The organism is Corynebacterium sp. MSK044 (assembly GCF_030232825.1).
GTDB lineage: Bacteria > Actinomycetota > Actinomycetes > Mycobacteriales > Mycobacteriaceae > Corynebacterium.
The window spans coordinates 51,128-76,236 of the sequence record NZ_JASPJJ010000003.1 but is presented as its reverse complement, the minus strand read 5'-3'; the positions used below and the strand labels follow the sequence as shown (position 1 = coordinate 76,236).

The window sequence follows — 25,109 nt, the reverse complement described above, 5'->3', positions numbered from 1 at the left end:
GTCAGGGACGGGCGCGGCCCTGGATCCAGAAAGGACTCCAGAAGATGTTCTTCGGGGCAAGTCCCAGTTCTTCTTTGGCAAACCGGCGCGCTTGTTTCGCTAACGCGGATTCGCAGCAGGCGTAGACGTAGCGGATGCCGTCAAACTTGCGTTCAACACGGAGCTTGCAGGTCAGGCACTGTAGTAGAGCATCGACGTGATCGGAGTAGCCGGCATACACGATGTCCATGCTGGCCACGCGTGATCGCCAATTGAGGAACTCCGGTGAATGATCGGCGGACGATTCGGACACGAGAACAACGTGCGTTTGCGCCAGCTCGGCAGGGTGGAATTCGTCGAGGAATTCGAGAATACCCAAGATCGACGGGGCGGAGGTTGCGTCACCGACGAGCAGCTGTGGCTCCGCACGTTTGGACGGAGCGTACGACGGCCGGTGCCACAGCCCGTTCGCCACCACAATGCCCACCTTGTCGCCGGGAGCAGCGGAGAGCACCCAGCGTAGACCAGGGCCTTTCGCATCAGCGACGTTGTCTACTCCATGAGTGACGATCTGCGTGGACAAAGTGTTGTCACGCCAGTTCAAGTGGCGGATTGTGTACCAGCGAAGATCGGGACGAGTAGCGCTGGGCAACGACGCGACATGGCTGCGGATGTTCGCCGTTGCCTGCGGCGGTATCGGCGTATAGTCCTGGCCGTGCTGTGGCATGAGCAGGCCGAAGAATTCGTCGGGTCCTGTGATGCCGAAACTGGCCAGCTCAGGGGCATAGAAAGTGATCTCACGGACGTGTGGCGCAATCAGCTTGTTGGACACTACCTCGGCTGTGAATATTTCTGCGCCGTCGCGGGTGGGGATGGTATTGATGTGGGGGTCGTTAAACGCCACCGATGGTGAGACAGCCATGGTGTCACTCCTTCTCCGCCGGGGCTGCGGGGATGATGAGCGGGCCGCCGACGGCAGGATCTTTTTCGACCAGCGCGTCGAGGTCGAAGACGCTGCGCAGTAGCGCAGGTGTGATCACGTCAGTGGGGGAGCCGGAAGCCTGCAGCGCGCCGTCACGCATGACAAGGAGATGGTCGGAGTAGCGGGCGGCGAGGTTGAGGTCGTGTAGCACCATGACCACGGTGCGGTCGCTCTGGGTGTTGAGCCGTCGTACGAGGTTAAGTACGTCGATGGAGGTGGAGAGGTCGAGGTAGGTGGTGGGTTCGTCGAGAAGCATAGTGGGCGTTTGTTGCGCGAGGACCATGGAGATCCAGACGCGTTGGCGCTGCCCGCCGGAGAGCTGGTTGATGTCACGGTCCGCCAGGTCGGTCGATTGGGTTTGGGCGAGCGCGTCTGCGACGACCTCGCGGTCTGTCGATGACCATTGGTTGAACCACGTTTGATGCGGGTGTCTGCCCCGCCCCACCAGGTCTTTGACCAGTAGTCCCTCGGGCGCTGTGGGGCTTTGAGGCAGCATGGACAACAGCGTGGCGAGCTGTTTGCGGGGCATCGCGCGCACGTCGCGGCCACCAAGAAGCACTTCGCCTGACGACGCCACTAGTCGCCCCACCGCCTTCAACATTGTCGACTTCCCGCACCCGTTAGGCCCGATGACCGTGGTCACTTTGCCGGCAGGGATGTTTACGTCGAGTCCGTCAATGACTGTCTTCGTTCCGTATGAGACCCGTAGGTTGCGCACGGTGATGCCGTCCATTAGATCGAATTCCTCCGGTTGTTTTGAATCAGCACGTAGATGAGGAAGCTTCCGCCAAGCACTGCGGTGAGCAGGCCCACCGGAAGGGCGACGGGCAGAGCATGGGTGGTGACCAAGTCGGACGCTGTGACGAGCAGCGCGCCGGTGAGCGCTGAAGCGGTCAGTGGCGGTGAAGAAACCGCGCACAGACGCAACGCCACCTGCGGCGCGACGAATGCGACGAACCCGATTGGTCCTGCCGCTGCCACCGCCACGGCTGCAAGAACGGCCGAGCAGGCGATGAACGTTAATTGGTTCCGGCGGGGGTTCTGCCCCAATCCGGTGGCGAAATCAGGGCCAAGCTCCATCGCTTTGAACTGGTAGCTGATCCAGGCTATGACAGGGATAAATACTCCCAGCAGGACGAAGACGGGGGTGGCGGTATGCCAGTTGGCGGCGTTGAGGGAGCCGGTAAGCCAGACAGTGGCTGCTTGGGCGTCGCGAAGATCGGCGCGGATGAGAAGATAGCTGACGTACGCTTGGAGCAGCGCATTGATGATCACGCCGAAGAGGACCAGACGGAAGGAATCGACATTGCGCCGGAACGCAAGCAGCCAGATCACCAGCGCCGACGCCATTGCGCCGACTGCTGCCGCAGTGGAGATGCCCAGCCCACCGATCCATGACGTGACCACGCTCGCGCTTCCCGTGCCAATCACGATCACAGTGACGGCTGCAGCGGACGCACCCATCGTGATGCCGAGGATATCGGGACTAGCCAGCGGGTTCCGCGTGACAGACTGCATCAGCGCACCAGATAGCCCCAGTGTGGCGCCCACGCCGACGGCTGTTGCAGCGCGTGGCATACGCCATTTGAGCACCACGAGTTTCTCTGTCGTCTCACCCCCGCCGAGCAGAACGTTCCAAACGGCGCCAAGTGGCAGGTTGTAATCGCCCACAGCGAGCTTGAGGGCGAAGATCACAAGCACAGTCAGCGCCAGCAGCACTGTGGCTAGGAAGACTCGCGGCCGCCACGCCGCGCTCATCGTGCCCACGCTAATCGACGCCCTAGTTTCCCTCCTCACAGCGCCATCACCTTATTCCTGTACATCATCCATATGAAAAATGGTGCGCCCACAAACGCCAGCACGATGCCCACTTGCACTTCCGCTGGGCGGGCGATGAGGCGTCCGGCGATATCGGCGTACAGCAAAAAGTTCGCCCCAATGACACTGGAGAGGGGGAGGATCCAGCGGTAGTCCGGACCGCAGATTGTGCGGCTGATGTGCGGAACAACCAGGGCGAGGAAGCCGATTGGGCCTGCCGCTGCTGTTGCGGAGCCGGCTAGTAGAGCGATGATCGCCATCCCGGCCACCCGGTGTCGTTGCACATTTACGCCTAGTGAGCTGGCTACGTCTTCGCCCAGCGTCAACAGGTTCAGCCCTGGGGCCGAAGCGAATGCCGCCACCACCCCGAAGCCGATGAACGGCAGCACACCCCAGAAGACGTCGAGGCTGCGGCCTGCCACGGAGCCTACGTTCCAGAAACGCATTTGGTCGAGGGAGTTGGCGTCGATAAGCACGAAGGCGGAGGTGGCTGCCCGCATCACCGCCGACAACGCAGCCCCGCCAAGTACCAGATTCAACGGGTTGATATGGCCGTTTCCCGCAGCGGCGAGCGCGAAAACTGTTACCGTGGCTAGCCCCGCCCCGATGAACGCCACGACCGCTGACCCGGTCACGCTTGTTACCCCGAGGAACGTGAATGACACCACCACCGCCAGCGCCGCCCCTGCAGACACCCCCAAAATCCCCGGATCCGCTAACGGGTTGCGTGTGTGCCCCTGAATCAACGCGCCCGCTACCCCAAGGGCCGCTCCCACGAGGATGGCCAGCAGCGTGCGCGGGAATCGTAGCGCCGCAACAGTGAGTTCGTCCTGCGAAATCGTGTCCATGTTGCGGTGGAGGTCACGGATGTGGGTGAGTGCGTGCCAGACGTCGACAAGCGCGATGCTGCGCGCGCCAACCGCAAGACTGAGCATGAACCCTACTGCGAGCAATGCGAAAAGTACTGCTAGTGCACTGCTTTTGCCCGTCAGGCTGAAACCGGCGCGCACCGTGTGGGGTGGCAGGTCCGCCTGCGTCGCAATTTTCATGACAGGCAGTCTAGACTACCTAGCACCAGTTAGGGTAGCCTGACCTATCGAACTATTTATGGGTGGAAGGATTGACATGAAACGTATCGCTAGCCTTTTCGTAGCCTGTGCAACCGCGGTGGCACTCGCCGCGTGCTCCGGCACCGCAAACGACCCGAACGACCCCGGTTCCGCAAACGGCGCGCCCGCAGGCGACTTCCAGCCCGTGTCCATCAAACACGCGCTCGGGACCGCAGAAATCAAGGAGAAGCCCGAGCGCATCGTCACCATTGGTCAAGGCTCTGCCGAAATCGCCATCGCGATGGGCCATACCCCCGTCGCGATCCAGTCCTACGCCTGGGGGTCCGACGAGTCCGGCTACCTGCCCTGGATCAAAGAAGCCGTCGAAGAACGCGGCGATGAGCTGCCCAAACAATTCGAAGGCGATGAGGCGCTTAGCGCAGAGGAAATCCTCGGATACAAACCCGACGTGATCCTCGCGCCTTGGTCAGGCATCACGCAGGAGCAGTACGACCAGCTGTCCGAAATTGCCCCAACCATCGCCTACGAGAAAGAGCCGTGGACGATCACCTGGGAAGAGCAAGTTGACATGATTGCTAAGGCACTTGGTGAACCTGACAAGGCCCAAGCCGTCAAGGACGATGTCAAAGCTGCCTTCGAGGAACAGTCCGAAGAAAACTACGGCAACTACACCTTCAGCTACATCTACAACGACGGCCCCCAGAACTTGGGTATTTTCCTTCCCAATGAGCAGCGCGTAGCATTCGTGTCCAACCTGGGCCTTAAAGTCGACGACGTGTACAAGCAGTTCCCGGAAGTTCCCGGCACCGACTCCGCTGAACTATCCAAAGAGAACGCAGACGCGCTCAGCAGCGCTGATCTCATCTTCACGTTCTACACTGATGAAGCTAACCGTGATGAGATGCACAAGGACCCCGTCTACTCCCGCATCAAGGCGATTGAGAAAGGTGCCGAGGTCGCATCGACGGATCAGTCGCTGGTCACCGCGTCCTCAATCATCAATCCGTTGACCGTGCGGTGGGCCGCACCACGATTCAAAGAGCTTATCGACGTCGCCATCGCCAACGCTAACAAGTAATCCCAGGCACTAGTCGCACTGGCTCGACCTGAGCTATTTATCTAAAGCCCAAAGAAGTGCGCGACGAGTTCGGCCCCCACGACTTTGTTCGTGCCGGGGCCGAGCTTTTTGTCCATCTCTTTCGGGTTGGGGACGACATGGCCCATGCCCTCGATCGTCCACAGCTCGACTGGTGCCGCTCCACCCGCGGGTGATTCTGGAACCCCTGGGCCGAAACGGTCCACTCGTACCCCGTCGATGGGGCGAGTAGAGAGAGGTTCGGCGTTGACAGGGGTCGGCGTTAGGCCGTCGGTTTCCGTGTGCGCGTGGTTGTTCGTGTCCTCCGTGCCCAGGCCGTTGAGCTGTGCGAAGAAGCGTGCCGAATCCACGGCGCAGCGCGCCACCCCGCGGTTGGAATTACCAATGCCGGAAGCACCGCCTTCATAAGGCACAAGGGGATCTGCCGTCCCTTGGACAGACAGGACGGGGACTGGGACCCAATCCTTGTAGTGGGTGGCAAGCTCCGGCAGCACGTTATCGGCCGCTGGCCACGGCGCCCCAAAACACGCGATGCCATCCAGGAAACCGGGCGCCTCCAATCCCAATCGCTGCAGCATCTGGCCTCCGTTAGAGAAACCGCAGCCGATGATCTGGCCAAAGTTGAGATCAAACTCTGCGGCGAGGTGGGAGGGGAGGGAGGTGAGGAAGGAGGTATCGTCGATAAGCGATTTGCGCGCTGCCTCGTTGAAGCCGACTCGATGGTCGTTGAAATGCCTGTCCACGCCGTCCGGGTACACGACGACGCAGCCACGCTCGGTCAACGCGTCAAACGTGTTGCCCGTGAAGCGTCGCGCCACGGAGCCGGACTGCAAGGAGCCGTGAAGGAACAACACCAGATCCGCACCCGGTGACACCTCTCCCGGCAGGACGCAGGTGACGCGACGTTCGCGGCCGTCGTGGGGCAGGTTGAGACGCTGGACAATCACGTCCTACACACTAGCGATACAGTGTCCACATGGGTCAGAAGAAGGGCACACTCGCCTCCATTGCCGCTGAGCTGGGTGTTTCGCGTACGACGGTGTCGAATGCCTACAACCGCCCGGAGCAGCTGTCGCCGGAGTTGCGGGAGAAGATCTTTGCAGTGGCCCGCGCCCGCGGTTACACGGGGCCGGACCCGATGGCGCGTAGCCTGCGCACGCGCCGGGTGGGGGCGATTGGGGTGATTCTGACAGAGCATGTGTCGTATGCGTTTGAGGATCAGGCGTCGATAGATTTTTTAGCCGGGCTCGGCGAGAGTTCCGCCGGTGCCAACACCGCGCTCACGCTGATCCCGTTGGGTCCGAGCGAAACGGGGGAGATCAGTCCGCTCATTGCCAGCGCGCTGGTGGACGGGTTCGTGGTGTACTCCGTGCCACACGGCGAGCCGCACCTTGAGGCGGTGCAAGCGCGTGGGTTGCCGGTGGTGGTGTGTGACCAGCCGTACCCGGATGGAGATGTTGCCTTCGTGGGCATTGATGACCGGGAGGCGATCAAGCCTGCCGCGCGTGCCCTCGTGGGGGCGGGGCATAGGCGGATCGGCATTGTGGGCAAGCGTTTGTTCAAGGATGCGGCGCGCGACGGTGCCGTGACCAAAGCGGAGGTCAAGGCGGCAGACATGCACGCGCAGCGCGCCCGCGTGTTGGGAGCCCTCGACGTGTTCGAGGAGGCCGGCATCAACGATGTGCCTATAGTGACCCGCCACTTCAACGACTACGGTTCTGCGATGGATGCCGCGCGTGAGCTGTTCGCGCTGGCCCCGGACCTGACCGCAGTGTTGTGTACGACGGATTCGATGGCGCTCGGCGTGCTCGAATACTGTCTCGAGCACGGCCTGGACGTGCCGGGGGACATTTCCATCACGGGTTTCGATGGCGTCGAGTGGGCACTCGCCCGCGGCCTGACCACGGTGATTCAGCCCAACAAACAGAAGGGCGCGACAGTAGGGAAGGTGCTCTCGGAGCTCGTGGAAAGCTCGCTTATCGACGCCTCCCCCCACCTCCCCCGCCTCACCCTTCCCACCCGTTTCAGCCCTGGGCAGACCGTCGGGCCGCCGCGAGCCTCAGAAGGAACTGTGCCATCTCTTCCACCGAGCTGAGGCGATGCTGCGCGCAGGTGTCGGCGGTGACGGTGCCCGTTGCCGCGCCGATCTTAATCCCTACATCCCCTCGCGCCGGGTCGAGGACGGCGAGGGCGGTTTCATCGGTGACGTCATCACCCGCGAAGAGTGTGGCGTCGAAGCGGGTTTTCTCCGCGCTCAACCATGTCCCCTTCGTGGTGGTCACGGCAGAAAACTCCACGACGTTGTGGCCTGGAGTCGGTGGAATGCGTGACGGTAGCGCGAGGGCTTCCTGCAGCATCGCGGCCTTGAGCGTGGTGTCCTCCACTTTGGCTACGTGCAAAACACGCTGGTAGGGCTTCACCTCCACGAAGGCCGGTGCCACCGCAATGCGTTCCAGTTCGGCGCCGATGCGGTCTAATTCCGCATGTTCTTCGGCGGTCAGGGTCGGGCCACCCTGCGTTGGCTCCGCACCATGGGAACCCACGAGGATCACCGGCTCACGCAGCGGGCACACCTGCCGCAAGCCGTCCAGGTGGCGCCCTGAGAGCACAGCAACCGAAGTCCCCGGCAACCCCGCGAGCTCCTCCAGAGCAGCGATCGCACCCGGATGTGGATGCACGGCATACGCGTCCGGACCAAGCTCGCAGATCGTGCCATCAAAATCTACGCAGACCAGCAGGTTGTCTACTTGCGCAAGCTCAGCAAGCAGCTTGTCAACCAGTGAATCGATCATTGCGCCACAAGCCTTATCGCGGGTCTATCCACCCCATCTGTCCGCTTCGTCATCACCAACTCCTTAGGTGCATCTTCGCCGTAGGTGCGGATGTCGAACTCGGAGCCCTCGGTCAGCAGGGAGGTCAGGTGGGTGTGGAGGGTGCGGGTGCCGCCGAGGCAGTCGTCGATAAGCGGGCCCTCCTTGACCTCCACCAACCGGACAAAATCATTGGAGACCTCAGCCCGCGCCTGCAGCGGAGCACACCCCGTCTGAACAGCGATTGATGACGGCCCGAACGCGAGCACCGCACGCCCCGCCGCATCCGTCGTCACACCGCCGGGGGTTGCTGGGTCCACGTAGACCGCGACAACTTCCCACGTCGTCTGCTCCAGCTCCCCGGGCTGCGACGCGCACCCGGCAAGCAGAACGCAGGAGGCCAACGCCAACACACGCTTCATCGACGGTCCTTCCTTACAGCGGCGAGTTCACTCAAGAACGATTCTGCCCAACGCGACACATCGTGCGCGCGGACATGCGCATTCATATGCAGCATCGCATCGCGCGCGGTGGGGGAGCCTTGCGCCTCGACGGCGGCGACGATCGAGTTTTTCACCGACTCCACATCAAACGGGTTGCACAGGTGGGCCCGGTCCAACTCCACCGCAGCGCCGGCGAACTCCGAAAGCACGAGCGCGCCAGAACCATCCGGGTGGCACGCCACGTACTCCTTAGCCACTAGGTTCATTCCGTCCTTGAATGGTGTGACCAGCATAATGTCGGCCGCTGAATAGTAGCTGCGCAACAGGGATTTTGGCACCGCATGATGTTCGTAGTGCACCACCGGGTGGCCCAACTTGCCGTAGCGGCCATTGATGCGACCCACCGCTTCCTCTACGCCAGCGCGGGTGGCCTTATAACTATCGATGCGCTCCCGCGACGGAGTAGCCACCTGAATCAGCGCTGCCGACTCCAAACGCCCTTCCTCCAAGAGTTCCTCGAACGCGGTGAGGCGCTGCAGGATGCCCTTGGTGTAGTCGAGGCGGTCCACCCCCAACATGAGGGTGTCCGGGTTGGATACCAGGCTGCGGACCTGTGCGATGGCGGTGTCGTCGGCTTTGTCGAATTCGCCGGCATCAATCGAGATAGGAAACGTTCCCGTCCGTGGTGTCGTCGTCTCCGGGTCGCTGGCGGCAAGATCCAAGAAGTTAGTTTCATCCCGGCGCCGCTGGAACCCGATCAAGTCCGCTGCCTCCAGCCCGCGCAGCACCTGCTTGCGCCACGGCAATTGGCGGAACAAATCCGGATGGGGGAAGGGGATGTGCAGGAAAAACCCAATGGTCACGTCGGGGCGCAGCTCTCGCAGCATGCCGGGTACCAGCTGCAGTTGGTAGTCCTGCACCCACACTGTGGCGCCTTCCGCGGCGGCATCAGCAGCAGCGCGCGCGAACTTCTCATTCACCGCGCGATAACGCTGCCACCACTGCCGGTGGTACTGCGGCGTGACAATGAGGTCGTGGTACAGCGGCCACAGCGTGGAGTTGGAAAAACCTTCGTAGAAGTCTTCGAAGTCGTCGGCGTCGAGTTCGACGGGCTGGAGCAGGATGCCGTCGTGAGTAAAAGGCGGGAATGTTGCGTCGGGCTCGCCGGGCCAGCCGACCCAGCAGCCACTGTTGCGCTTCAGTACGGGAGCGAGCGCCGCCACAAGCCCGCCGGGGGATGCCACCCACTGTTCGTCAACCCGGTCAACCGGCAGCCGGTTAGCCACGACAACGAATGCGTTGTCCCCGCTCATGATTCGTCCTCGAACTTTCTAGCTGCTCGTGGATTTTTTGGCGGTTTTCTTGGTGGTTTTCTTCGCGGTCTTCTTGGCCGCCTTCTTCACGGTTTTCTTGGCCGTCTTCTTCGCTGCCTTTTTCGCGGTCTTCTTGGCGGTCTTCTTGGCCGTCTTCTTCGCGGCTTTCTTCGTCGCCTTCTTCGCAGGTTCGCTTTCGGCCTGCGCGCCGCTGGCCAGGTCTTCTTCGAACTGCTTGTACACCAGGCCTTCAGGCTCAACGCCGAGCATGCACATGAGGGTCACGCCGTCGGTCAGATCCTCGGCGTAGGTGGCCACAACACTGCGCGCGCCCGCGGCGGTTTGTTCCTCGACCGCGTGGACGGCTTCCGGGTTCGGGCGGCTATCAGTGATCTTGGGGGGCACGGTTACCTCCATCGGTGTCGGGTTGATTGCTTATCGACGAGCCCTTCTCGACCCATTCATCCTACGCTACTGCCCAGCCGGCGGCGTGTTTGGACGCTTTGGCTGCTTGTGGGGCTTGGGATGTTGTTTTTTGGCGGGGTTGCCTGAGAGGCGTCGAGAAGCAGCTTGTTCGGCGCGTCTGATCTGCTGGAATGTGATGCGGCCGGCGGTGCGGAAGGCGTTGTACGGGTTGAACAGTTCGGGGCGACGGATGCGGCGTGTGATCCATTCGCCGAGGACAACGCCGCCGGCAAGAGCCATGCAGGTGCCGATAGCAAGGAAGAGGTTGTTCAGTCCCAGCACGGTTTGCTCGTTGAGCAGGGCGTACATGCTGCGGTACACACCGGAGCCTGGAAGGAACGGGGTGACGCCGGCGACGGCGGTGATGAGCGGCGCGATGAGGAAGCGACGGGCCAGCAAACCACCGGCGAGGCCGACCATGACGGCGCACAGTGATACGGCGAAAAGGCGCCCAGCGCCGAAGGGGATGAGCACCGCATAGTAGGTGAAACCACCTACGAGCGCGGTGACAGCGGACACGATGATCGCGCGGACCTCCGCGTAGGCGGCGAGCGCGAAACCAGCGGCTGCCACGGCGCCGCCGATGATGCGCACGGCGGCGGAACTGTACGACGGTGTGGGCGGTTGTGTCTCAATCGGAGGAAGGCCTGCGCCCATGAGATCGGCCACTTGGATGCCGCCGGCCACACCGGCGACGATTGCGCCGGTGAACAGGATTGCTTGGAAGAAGCGGCCACTCGCTGTGACGGGGGAGCCGGTCACCCCGTCTTGGAGTGATTGCACGAGCGTTAAGCCGGCGAGCAGCACGACGATGCCGGTTGCGATGACTTGGCTTGGCACAATCGTCGTCCCCGCCCGCGCGGCCAGGGTGTAGAAGATCGCTGCCGGCACCGTGGCCAAAAAGCCACCGACAACGCAGTGGTAGAAGTACGGCAGTTCGTTCTTGCCTAGCCACAGGTTGATGGTGGTGATCAGTGCGGCGGTGATGGCGCCGAGGGCAGACATGAAGATGTCGCCACCGAGCAGAATCGCCACGGCGGCACCCAGCATGGTCCAGCCGGCGATGGAAACCCACCAGGGGTAGGGGGGTTTGGCGCTGTAGATGCCGTCAAGAATTTTTTCGGCCATCTCAGGCGGGGTGGCACCCGCGCGGATGGAGCGGATGAGCCGGTCGACTTCTTGCAGTTTGGTGTAGTTCTCGGTCATGTCGGTGACCACGCGGAACACCCCGACCGGTTGCTTGCGCGTCGTGCCGATGATCGAGTTCACGGTGATCGTGTTCAACGTGATGTCCACGTGGCAGTAGTGCAGGCCGTAGGAGGACGTGACGGCGTGGATCTGCGCTTTGGCATCGGAGCTGGTGGTGCCGTTGGCGATGAGGATTTCGCCGACGCGCGCCCCGATGGTCATCACCGCGGCGACCTGCGCTGGGTCCGTGAGGTCAACAGGAGCCAGGACAGAAGGCGGCGGAGACGTGCGTGCCTGGTCGATCGTTGCTACAGGGCCAGAGGAGCGCAAAGCGTCGCGTAAGTTCTTCATCACCGGTGCCACATCGGACACAGTATCTTGTTGGGCGTTCCCCCGTCGCCTTTTGTTGCTTGGGGTGGGCGGCTTGTATGATGGCGGGTCAGTGCCTTTTGGGGCACGGGTGCTGGAGTGGCGCAATCGGTAGCGCAACGGTCTTGTAAACCGTAGGTTGCGAGTTCAAGTCTCGTCTCCAGCTCATTTTTTCGCTTATCGACGATAAACCCATCACCCCCACCCAGCCCACGTACAGCAAACGTTCAGGGTGGGGTTGTTTACTGGTGGTCATTGCGCGCGTTTTATGAAACGCCTTAAGAATCCGAGAGAAAGCGAACCCAGAGAACATTATGGCTGAGACCACAACCCCGCAGAACGTAAAGGTGCTTGTTGTTGATGATGAGCCGAATATTGTTGACCTGCTGACTGTGTCGTTGAAGTTCCAAGGCTTTGACGTTGTTACAGCGGATTCGGGTCAGGGGGCACTGAAGCTGGCTCACGAGCACAAGCCGGATGCGTACATCCTGGATGTGATGATGCCGGGGATGGATGGCTTTGAGCTGCTGTCCAAGCTGCGTGCTGACGGTTTGGATGCTCCGGTCTTGTTCCTCACGGCGAAGGACGCGGTGGAGGACCGCATCCACGGTTTGACCATCGGTGCGGATGATTACGTGACTAAGCCGTTCTCCCTCGAAGAGGTGATCACCCGCCTGCGTGTGATCCTGCGTCGTGGCAATGTCACCGATGAGGAGTCGAAGGACGCCACGATCCGCTACGCAGACCTCACCTTGAATGATGAGACGCATGAGGTGACCAAGGCAGGACAGATCGTCGAACTGTCGCCCACCGAGTTCAACCTGCTGCGTTACTTGATGCTCAACGCTGAGGTGGTGCTGTCCAAGGCGAAGATCCTGGACAACGTGTGGCACTACGACTTCGGTGGGGACGGCAACGTCGTGGAGTCCTACATTTCCTACCTGCGCCGCAAGGTGGACCAGGAGGAGCCGCAGCTTATCCAGACGGTGCGCGGTGTCGGATACGTTCTGCGAACTCCGCGCCAGTAGAGGCTAGACTCCACCTGTTATGGGGTCTCCCACGCAACGGTTCCGCGTCCAGCCAACTACTTTTCTGCGCCTTGCCACCGGTAGGGTCTCACGGACTCGACTGGCCACGCGCCTGCTGATCATCCTGATAGTGGTGTCTGGCCTTGGCCTCGTGGGCATGTCTACGGCCGTGTATGGCTTAACCCGCGGCCAGATTTATGAGCGCGTGGACTCCGACCTGAAACGCAGCCTGGATACGTGGGCGTTGAACCCGGATACCCGCTCCATCAATTCGTCGCTGCCGAGTGAGTACATGCTCATCTCTTTCGTGGGGGGCGAGCTGCGCGCGATTAACGCCTCAGGCACCATCCCTAACCTGAGTGAGCTGACCTACGACCGCCAGCCACACACCGTCGCTTCCCTGCCCACGGGGGATAACGGGGAAGAGAAGCAGTTCCGGGTGATCGCGGTGCGGTCTGTGGATGGCACCGTCACCATCGTGGCTAAACGCCTAGATGATGAGGTGCGGTTGTTGGATGGATTGGGGGTGGTGTTGGCGTCGATAAGCATTCTTGTGCTTGCGATGATGGGCGCGGCGGGTACGTTCTTTGTGCGGCGCGCGCTGCTACCCATCAAGGAACTGGAGAATACCGCGATGGCAATTGCGGATGGCGCGACCGATTGCCGCGCCCCCAACTGGCCCCGGAGCACTGAGGTGGGGCAGCTGTCGTACGCGATGAACACCATGATTGAGCAGCTGCAGGAAACGCTCGAGGAATCGCAGGAGAAAGAGGAACAGATGCGTCGCTTTGTCGGCGACGCCTCGCACGAACTGCGCACTCCGCTGACCAGTATTCGTGGCTACACGGAACTGTATCGCGCCGGGGCGACCGACGATGCGGACATGGTGTTGGGCAAGATCGACGAAGAATCCGGCCGCATGAAGCTCCTAGTCGAGGACCTTTTGGCGCTCACCCGCGCGGAGGGCTCGCGCCTGAACATGCGCAGCGTGGACATGCTTGAACTCGTGCTCTCCGCAACTAGCTCCGCGCGCGCAGCATTCCCGGATCGCACGCTGAACGTGAACAACGCGGCCGACGACATCCCCATGGTCTCCGGTGACCCCGACCGCCTGCACCAGGTGCTGCTCAACTTGATCGCCAACGGTTTTAAACATGCTGGCCCCGACGCCGAAGTCACCGTCACGGTGCGCGAATACCTCGACCGCGTCTACATCGACGTCGAAGACAACGGTGTGGGCATGTCGCAGGAAGATGCCGCGCACATCTTCGAGCGTTTCTACCGCACCGACACCTCCCGCAACCGCTCCAAAGGCGGCGGCGGTTCCGGGCTGGGATTAGCTATTACGAAGTCACTCGTCGAGCAGCATGACGGCGCGATCACAGTGTCCACTGAGCTGGGCAAGGGCACGAAGTTCACCGTCAGCCTGCCCAAGCTCTGATCGTTTACCTGCGCCCGTCTACCCCCGTGCCCAACTTCTCCCGCAGCTTCGCCGCTGCTTCGTCCATCTGGGCTGGGTCAGTTTCGTCGTGGCGCATGACACTAGCCAGGTTGTAGCCGGACATGTCATCGGCGGGGAAGACGTGGATGTGGGCGTGCGGAACCTCAAAACCGGCGATGAGGTAGCCGGCCCGCTGGGAACCGAAGGCGTCGATGACAGCCTTGCCAATTTCTTGCGCGACCTCGTTGGCATGAAGCCAGACCTGCGGGTCAAGATCAGTCCACTTGTCCACCTCGGCGACAGGAATGACCAGGGTGTGGCCGTAGGCGATGGGCTCGATGGTCAAAAACGCGGCGACGGTCTCATCGCGGTAAACGAAGCGACCGGGGATCTCGCCGTTCAGGATCTTTGTAAATACTGTGCTCATGCCAGCCCAGGGTAGCGATACAATCACAGGCATGCGCATCCTTGTCATCGGTTCGGGCGGCCGCGAACACGCCCTGCTTACTGCACTGTCCCGCACGTCAGCCGGCGAGCACGAGCTTCACGTCGCACCAGGAAACGCTGGTATGCGCGCAACGCGGCACGATGTGGCTGTTGATGATCCGGCGGCAGTGACCGCCCTGGCCCGCGAAATCGGGGCGGATTTGGTGGTCATCGGCCCGGAACAGCCGCTGGTGTCTGGTGTGGCAGACGCGCTGCGTGAGGCAGGTATTGCGGTCTTCGGCCCGTCGCAGGAGGCGGCGAAGCTGGAGGGGTCCAAGACGTTTGCCAAGGAGGTCATGGCCACTGCCGGTGTGCGTACTGCGCGCGCGAAGCAGGTGACGGACCCGGACATGGTGAAGGTGGAGCTGCGTGAGTTCGGGCCGACCTTCATTGTGAAGGACGACGGCCTGGCTGGAGGCAAGGGTGTTGTGGTCACCGACGACGTGCGTGAGGCCGTGGCCCACGCGAAGGCTGTGATTGAGGGAGGTAATCCGGCGTTGCTCGAGACCTTCTTGGGCGGCCCGGAAGTCTCGCTGTTTTGCCTTGTCGACGGCGAAACCGTCGTCCCACTATTGCCCGCCCAGGACCACAAGCGTGCCTACGACGGCGACGAAGGCCCCAACACTGGCGGCATGGGTGCCTACACTCCGCTGCCATGGCTGCCGGAAGATGGCGTGCAGCGCATCGTCGATGATGTTGTTGTACCTGTTGCTCGTGAAATGGTGCGCCGCGGCACCCCGTACTCAGGCTTGCTGTACGCCGGCTTGGCATGGGGCGACGAAGGCCCGGCAGTGATCGAGTTCAACGCTCGCTTCGGCGACCCGGAAACCCAGCCGGTGCTGGCACTGCTGGAGTCCTCGTTGGCGGATGCGCTCTACGCCACTGCGACGGGCACGCTGGCGGACCTACCGCCGCTGAAGTGGAAGGATGGCTACGCCGCTACCGTCGTGTTGGCTGCCGAGGGTTACCCGGCCAACCCGCGTAAGGGCGGGGAGATCACGGGTGAGGGGTTGGAGGATCCGCGCATAGTTCTTCACGCCGGCACCGCAGAGGGCGAAAACGGCGGCTACGTTGCTGCAGGTGGGCGTGTGCTCAACGTCGTGGGTACCGGCGCAACCCTGGAGGAGGCCACGAAGGCAGCGTATGACGTGATTGAGAAGATCTCGCTCGACGGCTCCTTCTACCGCCACGACATTGCGCGCCCCGCGATTGACGGAAAGATCACGGTAGGCCCTTCCCGCTAGGACTCATGCGATAATGGGCCGCGTGAGTAACGCGAAGCCCCATAATGCCAACGTCCTGTCCAACCGCTACGCCTCGCCGGAGATGGCGCGGCTGTGGAGCGCCGAGCACAAGATCGTGCTCGAGCGCCAACTGTGGATCGCCGTGATGCGCGCCCAGCGCGACCTCGGCGTGGACATCCCCGAAGATGCCATCGCAGCCTACGAGGCCGTGGTGGACCAGGTGGATCTTGGTTCCATCGCGAACCGTGAGCGCGTGACGCGCCACGATGTGAAGGCGCGTATCGAAGAGTTCAATGCGCTGGCGGGCCACGAGCACATCCATAAGGGCATGACCAGCCGTGACCTGACGGAGAACGTGGAGCAGCTGCAGATCTACCGTTCGCTCGAGCTTGTTCGTGGCCGCGCACTCGCGGTGCTCAACGCGGTGGGCAACCGCGCGGCGGAGTACCGCTCCCTGGTCATGGCGGGCCGCTCCCACAATGTGGCGGCCCAGGCCACCACTCTGGGTAAGCGCTTCGCTTCGGCTGCCGATGAAATGCTGGTCGCCCTCGACCGTGTCGAAGACCTGCTGGGCCGCTACCCGCTGCGTGGCATCAAGGGTCCGATGGGCACGGCCCAGGACATGCTCGACCTCGTCGACGGTGATGAGGCGAAGCTGAACCAGCTCGAACTCGCGATTGCACAGCACCTCGGCTTTGAGCGCATCTTCGATTCGGTGGGACAGATCTACCCACGCTCGCTGGACTTCGACGCTGTGTCCGCGCTCGTGCAGCTCGGCGCTGGCCCGTCGAGCCTGGCCACCACGATCCGCCTCATGGCGGGCAACGAGACCGTCACTGAGGGCTTCAAGGAAGGCCAGGTCGGCTCCAGCGCTATGCCGCACAAGATGAATGCGCGTTCCTGCGAGCGCGTCGGTGGCTTCCAGGTGATTCTGCGTGGCTACCTCACCATGGTCGGTGACCTTGCTGGCCAGCAGTGGAATGAAGGCGACGTGTTCTGCTCTGTTGTGCGCCGCGTGGCGCTGCCGGATGCGTTCTTTGCCATCGACGGAATGATGGAGACCTTCCTTACCGTCCTCGCCGAATTCGGCGCGTTCCCGGCCATGATCACGCGTGAGTTGGACCGCTACCTGCCGTTCCTGGCTACTACTCGCATCCTCATGGCCAGCGTTCGTGCCGGTGTTGGCCGCGAGACTGCGCACGAGGTGATCAAGGAACACGCCGTGGCCATGGCACTGGATATGCGCGAAAACGGTGAGGAGCAGAACCTCGTGGAGCGCCTCGCCGCGGATGATCGCCTGCCGCTCAACCAGCAGCAGTTGGAAGAGGCGCTCGCGGACCGCCACGCGTTCATAGGTGCTGCGGAGTCCCAGGTAGACAACGTTCTGGCGCGGATTCAAACGTGGGCCGAGAAGTACCCGGAGGCGGTTGCCTACACTCCTGGAGAGATCTTGTAGCGAAAGGCGTAACATCTCTCGCATGCGTCCAGAGCTTTCTGACTATCAACATCTCTCCGCGGGCAAGGTCCGCGAGATCTACGAGATCGACGATGACACCCTCTTGATGGTGGCCACCGACCGGATTTCCGCGTTCGATTTTGCGCTCGAGCCGGAGATCCCGGACAAGGGCAAGATTCTCACCTACACCAGCGATTTCTTCTTTTCGCTTCTCAGTGGCGTGCCCAACCACCTCGCCGGCCCCCTCGATGATGAGAGGATCCCGGAAGAGGTGCTGGGTCGGGCGATCGTCGTAAAGCGTCTGCAAATGATCCCCTTCGAGTGCGTTGCCCGCGGTTACCTGACGGGCTCCGGTAAGAAGGAATATGACGCTGGCGGTGCCGTCTGCGGCGTTGCGCTGCCGGAGGGGCTCAAGGAAGCTTCGAAGCTGCCGGAGCCGATCTTTACGCCTGCCACCAAGGCGGAGCAGGGGGATCATGATGAGAATGTGCGGTTTGAGTACGTCGTGAAGCATCTTGGGGGCGAGCTCGCGGAGAAACTTCGCGCGACCACCCTGGATATTTACACGCGTGCCGCGGAGTACACCGAGTCGCGCGGGATCATTCTTGCGGACACGAAGTTTGAGTTCGGCCTGGACAAAGACGGCACGCTCGTGCTTGCCGACGAAGTCTTGACCCCCGACTCCTCCCGCTACTGGCCCGCTGACTCCTATGAGGAGGGGCAGGTCCAGCCCAGCTTTGACAAGCAGTACGTGCGCAACTGGCTGACCGGACCGAAATCCGGCTGGGACCCAGCAGAAGGCACCCCGCCACCCGAGCTGCCGGGCTCCGTCGTGGAGGCCACGCGCGACCGCTACATCGAGGCGTACGAGCGCCTGTCGGGCCGCAAGTTCGTGTGATCTCACGGGGGCTAGACTCGGTGGGCATGACTGACAAGCTCACCCCACCTTCTGCCCCGAAACACCCGATCACGCGCTCTTTCCATGGCCGTGACTTCGTGGATGATTATGAGTGGCTGCGCGATAAAGAGTCGCGGGAAACCCTCGCCTACCTCGAGGCGGAGAATGAATACACGAAGCAGTGCACGGCGCACCTTGATGGTCTGACGGAGCAGATCTACACCGAGATCAAGTCCCGTGTGAAGGAGACGGACATGTCCGTGCCCGTGCGCCAGGGTAACTGGTGGTACTACGGCCGCACGGAGGAGGGGAAGAACTACGGCATCAGTTGCCGCGTTCCTGTCGCTTCAGGTGGAGATCCGTGGCTGCCACCCACCCTGCCGGAGGACGGTTCGGGCTTGCCAGGGGAGCAGATCCTTTTGGATCTCAACGAGTTAGCGGAGGGGCATGACTTCTTCGCTGTCGGCGCATCCAGCGTGACCACATCCGGCCGCCTCCTTGCCTTTTCGACGGACACCGCCGGCGACGAACGCTTTGACCTGCAGATAAAGAACCTGGAGACCGGCGAGCTGCTGCCTGACACCATCCCGGGCATCTTCTACGGCGCAACGTGGGCGGGGGAGGACTACCTGTTCTACATCCGTGTTGATGAGGCGTGGCGCCCGCACCAGATCTGGCGCCATAAGGTCGGCACCCCAGCCAGCGACGATGTGCTGATGTACGAGGAGGAGGACGCGAAGTTCGGTGTGGGCATCGCAGCGGATCGTTCGGAGTCTTACCTACTCATCTTGTCTTCGTCTTCGCTGACCACCGAGTATCGTGTCCTGCCCATGTCCACCCCCGAAGGTGAATTCGAGGTTCTCTGGCACCGCGAATCGGGCGTGGAGTACCACGTCGACTACGCCGCTGTCGCCGGGGAGGAATACTGGATTGTCACCCACAATGCGTGTGGAGTGAACTCGGGGGTGGGCGCGACGCGCATAGGCAATCTTGTGCCGCTGCGCGAGCTGGACGAGCTGATTCAGCACAACGATGAGGTGCGCATCGAAGGCGTTGACGCCTACCGCGATTTCGCCTTCGTTGCTTATCGACGCGGTGGCATCGGGCGGCTGGCGGTCGCCGATCTACGCAACGGCTTCGGTGAGTTCCGGGAGCTGGACTTCGACGAGGAGCTGTACACCGCCTCTTTGGGCGGCAATCCCGAGTGGGACGCACCTGTTGTGTGCGTGGTCTACACGTCGTTTACGCAGCCCGCGCAGGTGCTGAACTACCGCGTGGACACCGGCGAGTTCACGCTGCTCAAGGAACAAGAAGTGCGCGGCGGCTACAACCCGGAGGACTACGTGGCTACCCGCATGTGGGCGACGGCCGCGGACGGCACGCGCGTGCCCATGTCTGTCGTGCGGCGCGCGGACCTGGACATGACGCGGCCTAACCCGACGCTGCTCTACGGCTACGGCTCCTATGAGGCGTCGACCGATCCTGGCTTCTCCGTCGCGCGGCTGTCGCTGTTGGATCGTGGCATGGTGTGGGTCTGCGCACACGTGCGCGGCGGTGGCGAGATGGGTCGCCTGTGGTACGACAACGGCAAGATGTTGGCGAAGAAGAACACGTTCACGGACTTCGTGGCCTGCGCAGATGAGCTGATTAGCGCCGGCGTGACCGCCCCTTCCATGCTCGTTGCCGAAGGTGGCTCCGCTGGTGGCCTGCTCATGGGTGCCGTGGCGAACTTGGCGCCGGAGAAATTTGCCGGCATTCAGGCGATCGTGCCGTTCGTGGACCCACTGACGTCGATTCTGAAGCCGGAATTGCCACTAACTGTTGGTGAGTGGGAGGAATGGGGCGACCCGTACCACGACCCGGAGGTCTACGACTACATGGCTACCTATGCGCCGTACGAGAACGTGGAGGCCAAGAACTACCCGAACATTCTGGCGGTGACCAGTATTAACGATACGCGTGTGTTGTATGTGGAGCCGGCGAAGTGGATCGCAAAGCTACGGGCAACTGCGACGGGTGGCCAGTTCCTGCTTAAGACCGAAATGGCGGCCGGCCATGGCGGCGTGTCCGGGCGGTACGCCAAGTGGAAGCAGACAGCGTTCGAGTACGCGTGGACGCTACATACCGCCGGCGCAGTGAGATGAGTCACGTATGGCCCGCCTGATGTACGAAGCGACAATACCCAGGAGTATTAATGACCTTAGAGGATTCCATTTCTAAGGGAGGACCCGATGCCCACTGTCACGCCCACGAGCGGACCGCAGATTGCGGAACCGAAAAGGCGTAAGGACAACACTCACTGGCTCTACATAGGCGTCATCATTGCCGTGGTCGCGGGTATTACCCTCGGCCTGGTCGCGCCGGATGTCGCTGTTCAGCTGAAGCCACTGGGTGACACCTTCGTCTCGTTGATCAAGATGATCGTGGGGCCGGTGATCTTCTGCACCATTGTTCTGGGCATCGGTTCGGTGCGTTCGGCTGCAACCGTAGGTAAAACCGGTGGCCTGGCACTCATCTATTTCACCGTCATGTCCACCTTCGCGCTGGCCATTGGCCTGGCGGTGGGTAACTTGATCAAGCCAGGTGAAGGCTTGGGCCTCCACGGCGATGCTGCTGCCGGTGCCAGGTACGCCGAGCAGGCCACGGAATCCGGTGGCCTCGTTGGCTTTGTCCAAAGCATTGTTCCGGATACGTTCTTCTCCGCGTTCATTTCGGGGTCAATCCTGCAGGTGCTGTTCGTCGGACTACTGGTGGGCTTCGCGGTGCAGTCGATGGGTAAGCATGGCGAGCCGATCCTCGGCTTTGTGGCGCACTTGCAGAAGCTGATCTTCAAGATCTTGAGTTGGATCCTCTGGCTCGCCCCCATCGGTGCGTTCGGTGCGATGGCAGCTGTGGTGGGCAAAACCGGTATCCAGGCCGTGGTGCAGATGCTGGTGCTCATGGTGGCTTTCTACACCACCTGTATCCTCTTCGTTTTCGGTGTGCTTGGCACGGTGCTGTGGGTTGTGGCGAAGGTGTCACCGTGGTCCCTGTTCAAGTACCTGGGGCGCGAGTTCCTGCTCATCCTGGCTACCTCGTCGTCGGAGTCGGCACTGCCGAACCTCATGCGCAAGATGGAACACCTGGGTGTGGACAAGTCCACGGTGGGCATCGTCGTGCCCACGGGCTACTCCTTCAACCTCGACGGCACTGCTATCTATCTGACTATGGCCTCCATCTTCATCGCGGACGCCATGAACATGCCGATGACCATGACAGAGCAGGTGTCCCTCCTGGTCTTCATGATCATCGCGTCTAAGGGCGCTGCCGGCGTCACCGGCGCAGGTCTGGCCACCTTGGCCGCTGGTCTGCAGGCTTTCCGTCCGGACCTGCTGTCGGGCGTGGGCATCATCGTGGGTATTGACCGCTTCATGTCTGAGGCGCGCGCCCTGACCAACTTTGCTGGTAACTCCATTGCCACCCTCGTCGTAGGCACTTGGACGCACACCGTCGACCACGAGCAGGTCAAGCGCGTGCTGTCCGGCCAGGACCCATACGTAGCCATCGAGGGTGATAGCGACGTGGACATGAGCAACCCAACAGTGGACAATCCCGCTACGGCGCACCTGCAGCCGACGCCGCAGGTGGATCTGTCGCAGTACACGAAACCGACGTCCTAAGCCCTCACATCTCGCCCCCGCTTGCTTGTCCAGCGGGGGCTTCGTCGTCGCAGTAGAATGAGCGCCATGCCCGGCCACCTGCTTGTTTCCGTCTCCTCGATTTTCGACGAGACCTGCAAGGACGTCCAGAAGCTCGTGTCCACCCTGGACCGGGAGGGGATTCCGGTGTCATTGTTGGTGGCGCCGCACATCGATAAGTCGTGGCGTCTGGCCAAAGACGACAAGACCCGTGGCTGGCTCAAGGAGCAGATGGAGGGCGGACGCGGCCTCATCCTTAACGGCTTTGACCAGGCTGTGCAGGGCCGGCGGGCGGAGTTTGCGGCGTTGGAGGTGCATGAGGCGTCGTTACGCTTGAAGGGCGCGACCCGGCAGATGCGGAAGTTGGGCTTCGACCTTGATGCTTTCGCGCCGCCCCGCTGGCGGATGTCGGAAGGCACGCTGGTGGCGCTGCAGGATTTTGATTTCAGGCTGGCCGCGTCGACGAAAGGGATTCATTTTCTGCGCACGGGTGAAATTGAGCAGGCGCGCAATCTCTCCGTGGGCGAGGGTTTCGGTGCTGCGGGCTGGTGGCGCCGCAACATTATCAACGCCGCGGTGCGCAATGCGGAACGTGGGAACACTGTGCGCCTGTCCGTTTCCGGCCGCAACCTGGGCAAGAAGAAGGTGCGCACCGACTTCATCGCTGCCGCTGTCGCCGCTGCTAGCGAGGGTCTGAAGCCGGTGAACTACCGAGACCTCTGAAGTTGCGTGCGCGCTGCACCCGCCCGATGAGGCGGCACAGCAGGTAGATGCCGAAGGAGATGAACGCCACGAACACGCTCACCGGGATGCCGGGGGCGAGCGAGATGATCATGCCACCCACAGCGGAGATTTCGGCGAAGATCACCGACCACAGCACTGCGCGCGCCGGGTTCGCGGTGATCTGTGCGGCCGCGGCACCGGGTGTGATCATGAGCGACATGACCAGTAGCGCGCCCACGATCTGCACGGATTGCGCGGACGCAATGCCCACGAGCACCGCAAACGCGATGGCCATGCCGCGCACGTTTACGCCGGTTGCAGCCGACATAACAGGGTCCGCTGAAGCAAAAATTAGTGGTCGCCACAGCACCACGACGGTGATCACTACAGCCACGGTTGTCGCCGCCAGAAGCCATACGCTTGAGCTCGACACCCCCACTATCTGCCCCGTCAACAACGCCAACGCCCGGTTCGAATTCCCGGGATAGAGGTGGATGAACAGGACAGACAGGCCCATGCCGAAGCTCATGACCACGCCGACTGCGGAGTCCTGCTGTCCCCGGAAACCTAAGACGGCAAGGGTGAGCGCGGCGACGATCGCGCCGGCCACAGCGCCCAATCCCACGTTGAGTCCAAACAGCAGTGCAGCGGATGCTCCCATGAGCGCGAGCTCCGACGTGGCGTGCACGGAAAAGGACATCTGGCGCAACACGATAAGAGGTGCCATCACGCCGGACAGGATGCCCAGCAGTGCGCTGGCCACGAGTGTTGCCTGCACGAAGTCGAGGCCGAGCAGGTATTGCGTTGTTGCGATTGCCTCGCTCACAGGACCACCATCCGTCCGTTGGCTTCGACGACGTCGACGTGGGTGCCGTAGAGCTCACTGAGTACGTCGGAGCGCATGACGTCGCGCACTGGCCCAGTGACGTGGCCTTGGGGGCCGAGGTAGAGCACGCGGTCGACGGCATCCAAGAAGGGGTTGATGGAGTGCGTCACGCACACCACCGCGGCACCTTCATCGGCGAGTGTGCGGAAGCGGGTGACGGTGTCGCGTTCGCGGGCGATGTCGAGGGAGAGGAGGGGTTCGTCGGCAAGCAATAAAGAGGGGTTGTTGACTAGGGCCTGGGCGTGGCGCACGAGCTGCTGCTGTCCGCCCGACAACAGGCCCACGCGTTGATCTGCGAAGGGGAGTGCCCCCACTCGATCGAGGGCCTTATCCACGTCCCCTTTCTTCGGCCCGCGACGCAGCACGCGATGCTCCAGCGCTAGCGACACTAAATCACGCGGGCGCACCGGCAGGTCCTGCGGAAACATGGACTGCTGCGGGATGAAGCCCACGCGACCATTCACTGCGACAGTGCCGTGTGTGAGGGCTTGGGTGCCCAAAATCGTGCGCAGCAACGTCGATTTGCCCACCCCGTTGGGGCCGAGCACGCACACGATTTCGCCGCCGTTCACCGCCAGGTCGAGGTCGGACCAGAGCGGCTGAACAGCGGCGTCGTTGAACTGCAGAATCACGGTGAAATTCTAACCGGCAAAGTTGCCCAGTTGCGCATCAGTGCGCGGGTCAGCCTCATCGACGATCTTCTGCACGTTATCCACGATCTGCTCGAAGTAGTCGAGGAAGTCCATGTCGGTCGGCGGGGTCTCATTGATCTCGACGATCGGCAGGTTCTTCTTCTCCGCCGCCTCCTTCAAGCGCTGCGTGGCGTTGTTCGTGGACTGGGAGTTGACCACGAGGAAGTCCAGAATCCCGCTGTCGATGAGCTCGAGGAATTCCGCGACCTCACCCGCAGACGGCTCGCTCTCATTGAGGGTGGTCAGCAGGTACTTCTCCGGGGTCAGATCGTGCAGCTCAGTGCCCCAGATCATCGGCGCGGCGATCGGCTCCGTCATGGCCAGGTGCACGTGCGGCATCGCGTTGAGCTTCTCGGTGATCGCGTCCATGCGGCGGTCAACCTCGCTCGCATCACCGCCAGTTCGCTTAGCGACGGCATCCGCCACCTCCTTCACCTTCCCCGGCGCCAACCAGATGTGCTCGAGGTCGTTGATGTCCGTGGGGATCTCGGTGAAGTTGTGGCCGTGATCATGGCCGTGGTCGTGGCCGGCGTGATCATGGTCGTGATCATGGTCGTCGTGGGCATGTTCACGATCGTGCTCGTGGTCGTGCTCGTCATGGGCATGGCCGTGCTCGTGCTCGTGGTCGTGCTCGTCGTCGGAGAGCGGGATGGCGTGGATGATGCGGTCTTGTTCAGCGACGCGGTACAGGTTGGCGTCGTAATGCCCGCCGTTGGCTACTACGGTGCCGGCCTCGCGGATCTTGGCTAGGTCGGCTGCAGAAGCTTCGTAGGTGTGCGGGTCAATGGACTGGCCAGAGATGATGGCGGGGACTTCTTTGCCGGTGACGGCGGAGGCGACATCGGCCCACACGCTGGTGGTGGCGATGATGTGGGTGGGGTCGGCGGCGGGGGCGGCGTCGACAAGCTTTGTGTCGGTGGAGTCGGAGGAGCAGGCAGTGAGTCCGGCGCCGGCGAGGGCAAGCGCGGCGAGTGTGGCTGCGGTGCGGTGAGTTTTCGTGTTTCGCATAGGGCGATTTAACCAATAATGAAAACTGTTTTCAACT

24 protein-coding genes and 1 tRNA gene are annotated in these 25,109 nt (G+C 62.2%); 11 read left to right on the top strand and 14 right to left on the bottom strand.

The window, feature by feature from the left end:
• Window position 1: 1 nt before the first annotated feature.
• Genes QP994_RS03130 through QP994_RS03115 form a run of 4 tightly spaced genes read right to left on the bottom strand, consistent with a single transcriptional unit; the run spans window position 2 to window position 3,828 of the window.
• Window positions 2-901: a siderophore-interacting protein gene (locus QP994_RS03130; protein WP_284865342.1), complete on the bottom strand. Its 900-nt coding sequence runs from the start codon at window positions 899-901 to the stop codon at window positions 2-4.
• A gap of 4 nt (window positions 902-905) precedes the next feature.
• A complete protein-coding gene (locus QP994_RS03125; RefSeq protein WP_284855155.1) occupies window positions 906-1,694 on the bottom strand; it encodes an ABC transporter ATP-binding protein in 789 nt (262 codons plus the stop codon).
• Window positions 1,694-2,719 carry a FecCD family ABC transporter permease gene (locus tag QP994_RS03120; RefSeq protein WP_269965847.1) on the bottom strand — a complete coding sequence of 342 codons (1,026 nt, stop codon included), beginning with the start codon at window positions 2,717-2,719 and terminating at the stop codon, window positions 1,694-1,696. The genes QP994_RS03125 and QP994_RS03120 overlap by 1 nt, the downstream gene beginning before the upstream one ends.
• Before the next feature lie 35 nt (window positions 2,720-2,754).
• A complete protein-coding gene (locus QP994_RS03115) occupies window positions 2,755-3,828 on the bottom strand; it encodes a FecCD family ABC transporter permease (RefSeq protein ID WP_284865341.1) in 1,074 nt (357 codons plus the stop codon).
• A 76-nt stretch (window positions 3,829-3,904) separates the two neighbouring features.
• Between QP994_RS03115 and QP994_RS03110 the strand changes: the two genes are divergently transcribed.
• Window positions 3,905-4,927 carry an ABC transporter substrate-binding protein gene (locus QP994_RS03110; protein WP_284865340.1) on the top strand — a complete coding sequence of 341 codons (1,023 nt, stop codon included), beginning with the start codon at window positions 3,905-3,907 and terminating at the stop codon, window positions 4,925-4,927.
• Between the two features lie 41 nt (window positions 4,928-4,968).
• On the opposite strand, the gene QP994_RS03105 is transcribed toward QP994_RS03110, so the two are convergent.
• Window positions 4,969-5,892 (bottom strand): CE1 family esterase, encoded by a 924-nt coding sequence (locus QP994_RS03105; protein WP_284865339.1) that lies wholly within the window; start codon window positions 5,890-5,892, stop codon window positions 4,969-4,971.
• A gap of 29 nt (window positions 5,893-5,921) precedes the next feature.
• Between QP994_RS03105 and QP994_RS03100 the strand changes: the two genes are divergently transcribed.
• Entirely contained in the window at window positions 5,922-7,040 is a 1,119-nt protein-coding gene (locus QP994_RS03100; protein ID WP_284865338.1) for a LacI family DNA-binding transcriptional regulator, read from the top strand.
• Here the strand turns inward: QP994_RS03100 and QP994_RS03095 are convergent.
• From QP994_RS03095 to thrE, 5 genes are all read right to left on the bottom strand, one after another.
• The gene (locus QP994_RS03095; RefSeq protein ID WP_284865337.1) at window positions 6,970-7,737 is read right to left on the bottom strand and encodes a trehalose-phosphatase; all 768 of its coding nucleotides are present in this window, start codon (window positions 7,735-7,737) and stop codon (window positions 6,970-6,972) included. The genes QP994_RS03100 and QP994_RS03095 overlap by 71 nt on opposite strands.
• The gene (locus QP994_RS03090; protein ID WP_284865336.1) at window positions 7,734-8,177 is read right to left on the bottom strand and encodes a hypothetical protein; all 444 of its coding nucleotides are present in this window, start codon (window positions 8,175-8,177) and stop codon (window positions 7,734-7,736) included. The genes QP994_RS03095 and QP994_RS03090 overlap by 4 nt, the downstream gene beginning before the upstream one ends.
• Window positions 8,174-9,511: an alpha,alpha-trehalose-phosphate synthase (UDP-forming) gene (locus QP994_RS03085; protein WP_284865335.1), complete on the bottom strand. Its 1,338-nt coding sequence runs from the start codon at window positions 9,509-9,511 to the stop codon at window positions 8,174-8,176. Before QP994_RS03085 ends, QP994_RS03090 begins: the two co-directional genes overlap by 4 nt.
• An 18-nt stretch (window positions 9,512-9,529) precedes the next feature.
• Window positions 9,530-9,916 (bottom strand): histone, encoded by a 387-nt coding sequence (locus QP994_RS03080; protein WP_284855147.1) that lies wholly within the window; start codon window positions 9,914-9,916, stop codon window positions 9,530-9,532.
• A gap of 66 nt (window positions 9,917-9,982) precedes the next feature.
• Complete coding sequence (gene thrE, locus QP994_RS03075) at window positions 9,983-11,515, bottom strand: threonine/serine exporter ThrE (RefSeq protein ID WP_284855146.1); 1,533 nt, start codon at window positions 11,513-11,515, stop codon at window positions 9,983-9,985.
• Between the two features lie 111 nt (window positions 11,516-11,626).
• Here thrE and QP994_RS03070 point away from each other — a divergent pair.
• From QP994_RS03070 to QP994_RS03060, 3 genes are all read left to right on the top strand, one after another.
• A tRNA-Thr gene (locus QP994_RS03070) sits at window positions 11,627-11,699 on the top strand.
• Between the two features lie 148 nt (window positions 11,700-11,847).
• Complete coding sequence (locus QP994_RS03065; RefSeq protein WP_284865333.1) at window positions 11,848-12,561, top strand: response regulator transcription factor; 714 nt, start codon at window positions 11,848-11,850, stop codon at window positions 12,559-12,561.
• Window positions 12,562-12,694: 133 nt separating this feature from the next.
• Complete coding sequence (locus tag QP994_RS03060; RefSeq protein WP_284865332.1) at window positions 12,695-14,002, top strand: sensor histidine kinase; 1,308 nt, start codon at window positions 12,695-12,697, stop codon at window positions 14,000-14,002.
• 4 nt (window positions 14,003-14,006) lie between these two features.
• Here QP994_RS03060 and QP994_RS03055 read toward each other — a convergent pair whose 3' ends face one another.
• Window positions 14,007-14,429: an HIT family protein gene (locus QP994_RS03055; protein WP_284865331.1), complete on the bottom strand. Its 423-nt coding sequence runs from the start codon at window positions 14,427-14,429 to the stop codon at window positions 14,007-14,009.
• A gap of 31 nt (window positions 14,430-14,460) precedes the next feature.
• Between QP994_RS03055 and purD the strand changes: the two genes are divergently transcribed.
• The 6 genes from purD (at window position 14,461) to QP994_RS03025 (ending at window position 22,486) form a co-directional block, all read left to right on the top strand.
• Window positions 14,461-15,732 (top strand): phosphoribosylamine--glycine ligase, encoded by a 1,272-nt coding sequence (gene purD / locus QP994_RS03050; RefSeq protein WP_284855142.1) that lies wholly within the window; start codon window positions 14,461-14,463, stop codon window positions 15,730-15,732.
• Between the two features lie 13 nt (window positions 15,733-15,745).
• Window positions 15,746-17,188 carry an adenylosuccinate lyase gene (purB, locus tag QP994_RS03045; protein WP_284865330.1) on the top strand — a complete coding sequence of 481 codons (1,443 nt, stop codon included), beginning with the start codon at window positions 15,746-15,748 and terminating at the stop codon, window positions 17,186-17,188.
• 22 nt (window positions 17,189-17,210) lie between these two features.
• Window positions 17,211-18,086: a phosphoribosylaminoimidazolesuccinocarboxamide synthase gene (locus QP994_RS03040; protein ID WP_284865329.1), complete on the top strand. Its 876-nt coding sequence runs from the start codon at window positions 17,211-17,213 to the stop codon at window positions 18,084-18,086.
• Between the two features lie 26 nt (window positions 18,087-18,112).
• On the top strand, window positions 18,113-20,230 hold the full coding sequence (locus QP994_RS03035; protein ID WP_284865328.1) for a S9 family peptidase: 2,118 nt from the start codon (window positions 18,113-18,115) through the stop codon (window positions 20,228-20,230).
• Window positions 20,231-20,317: 87 nt separating this feature from the next.
• Window positions 20,318-21,745 carry a cation:dicarboxylate symporter family transporter gene (locus tag QP994_RS03030; protein WP_284865327.1) on the top strand — a complete coding sequence of 476 codons (1,428 nt, stop codon included), beginning with the start codon at window positions 20,318-20,320 and terminating at the stop codon, window positions 21,743-21,745.
• Between the two features lie 66 nt (window positions 21,746-21,811).
• The gene (locus tag QP994_RS03025; protein WP_284855137.1) at window positions 21,812-22,486 is read left to right on the top strand and encodes a DUF2334 domain-containing protein; all 675 of its coding nucleotides are present in this window, start codon (window positions 21,812-21,814) and stop codon (window positions 22,484-22,486) included.
• Here QP994_RS03025 and QP994_RS03020 read toward each other — a convergent pair.
• The 3 genes from QP994_RS03020 to QP994_RS03010 are packed head-to-tail and all read right to left on the bottom strand — an operon-like array spanning window position 22,446 to window position 25,072.
• Window positions 22,446-23,312 carry a metal ABC transporter permease gene (locus QP994_RS03020; RefSeq protein WP_284865326.1) on the bottom strand — a complete coding sequence of 289 codons (867 nt, stop codon included), beginning with the start codon at window positions 23,310-23,312 and terminating at the stop codon, window positions 22,446-22,448. The genes QP994_RS03025 and QP994_RS03020 overlap by 41 nt on opposite strands.
• Window positions 23,309-24,004 (bottom strand): metal ABC transporter ATP-binding protein, encoded by a 696-nt coding sequence (locus QP994_RS03015; protein WP_284855135.1) that lies wholly within the window; start codon window positions 24,002-24,004, stop codon window positions 23,309-23,311. The genes QP994_RS03020 and QP994_RS03015 overlap by 4 nt, the downstream gene beginning before the upstream one ends.
• A gap of 9 nt (window positions 24,005-24,013) precedes the next feature.
• Window positions 24,014-25,072 carry a metal ABC transporter solute-binding protein, Zn/Mn family gene (locus QP994_RS03010; RefSeq protein WP_284865325.1) on the bottom strand — a complete coding sequence of 353 codons (1,059 nt, stop codon included), beginning with the start codon at window positions 25,070-25,072 and terminating at the stop codon, window positions 24,014-24,016.
• Window positions 25,073-25,109 lie beyond the last annotated feature (37 nt).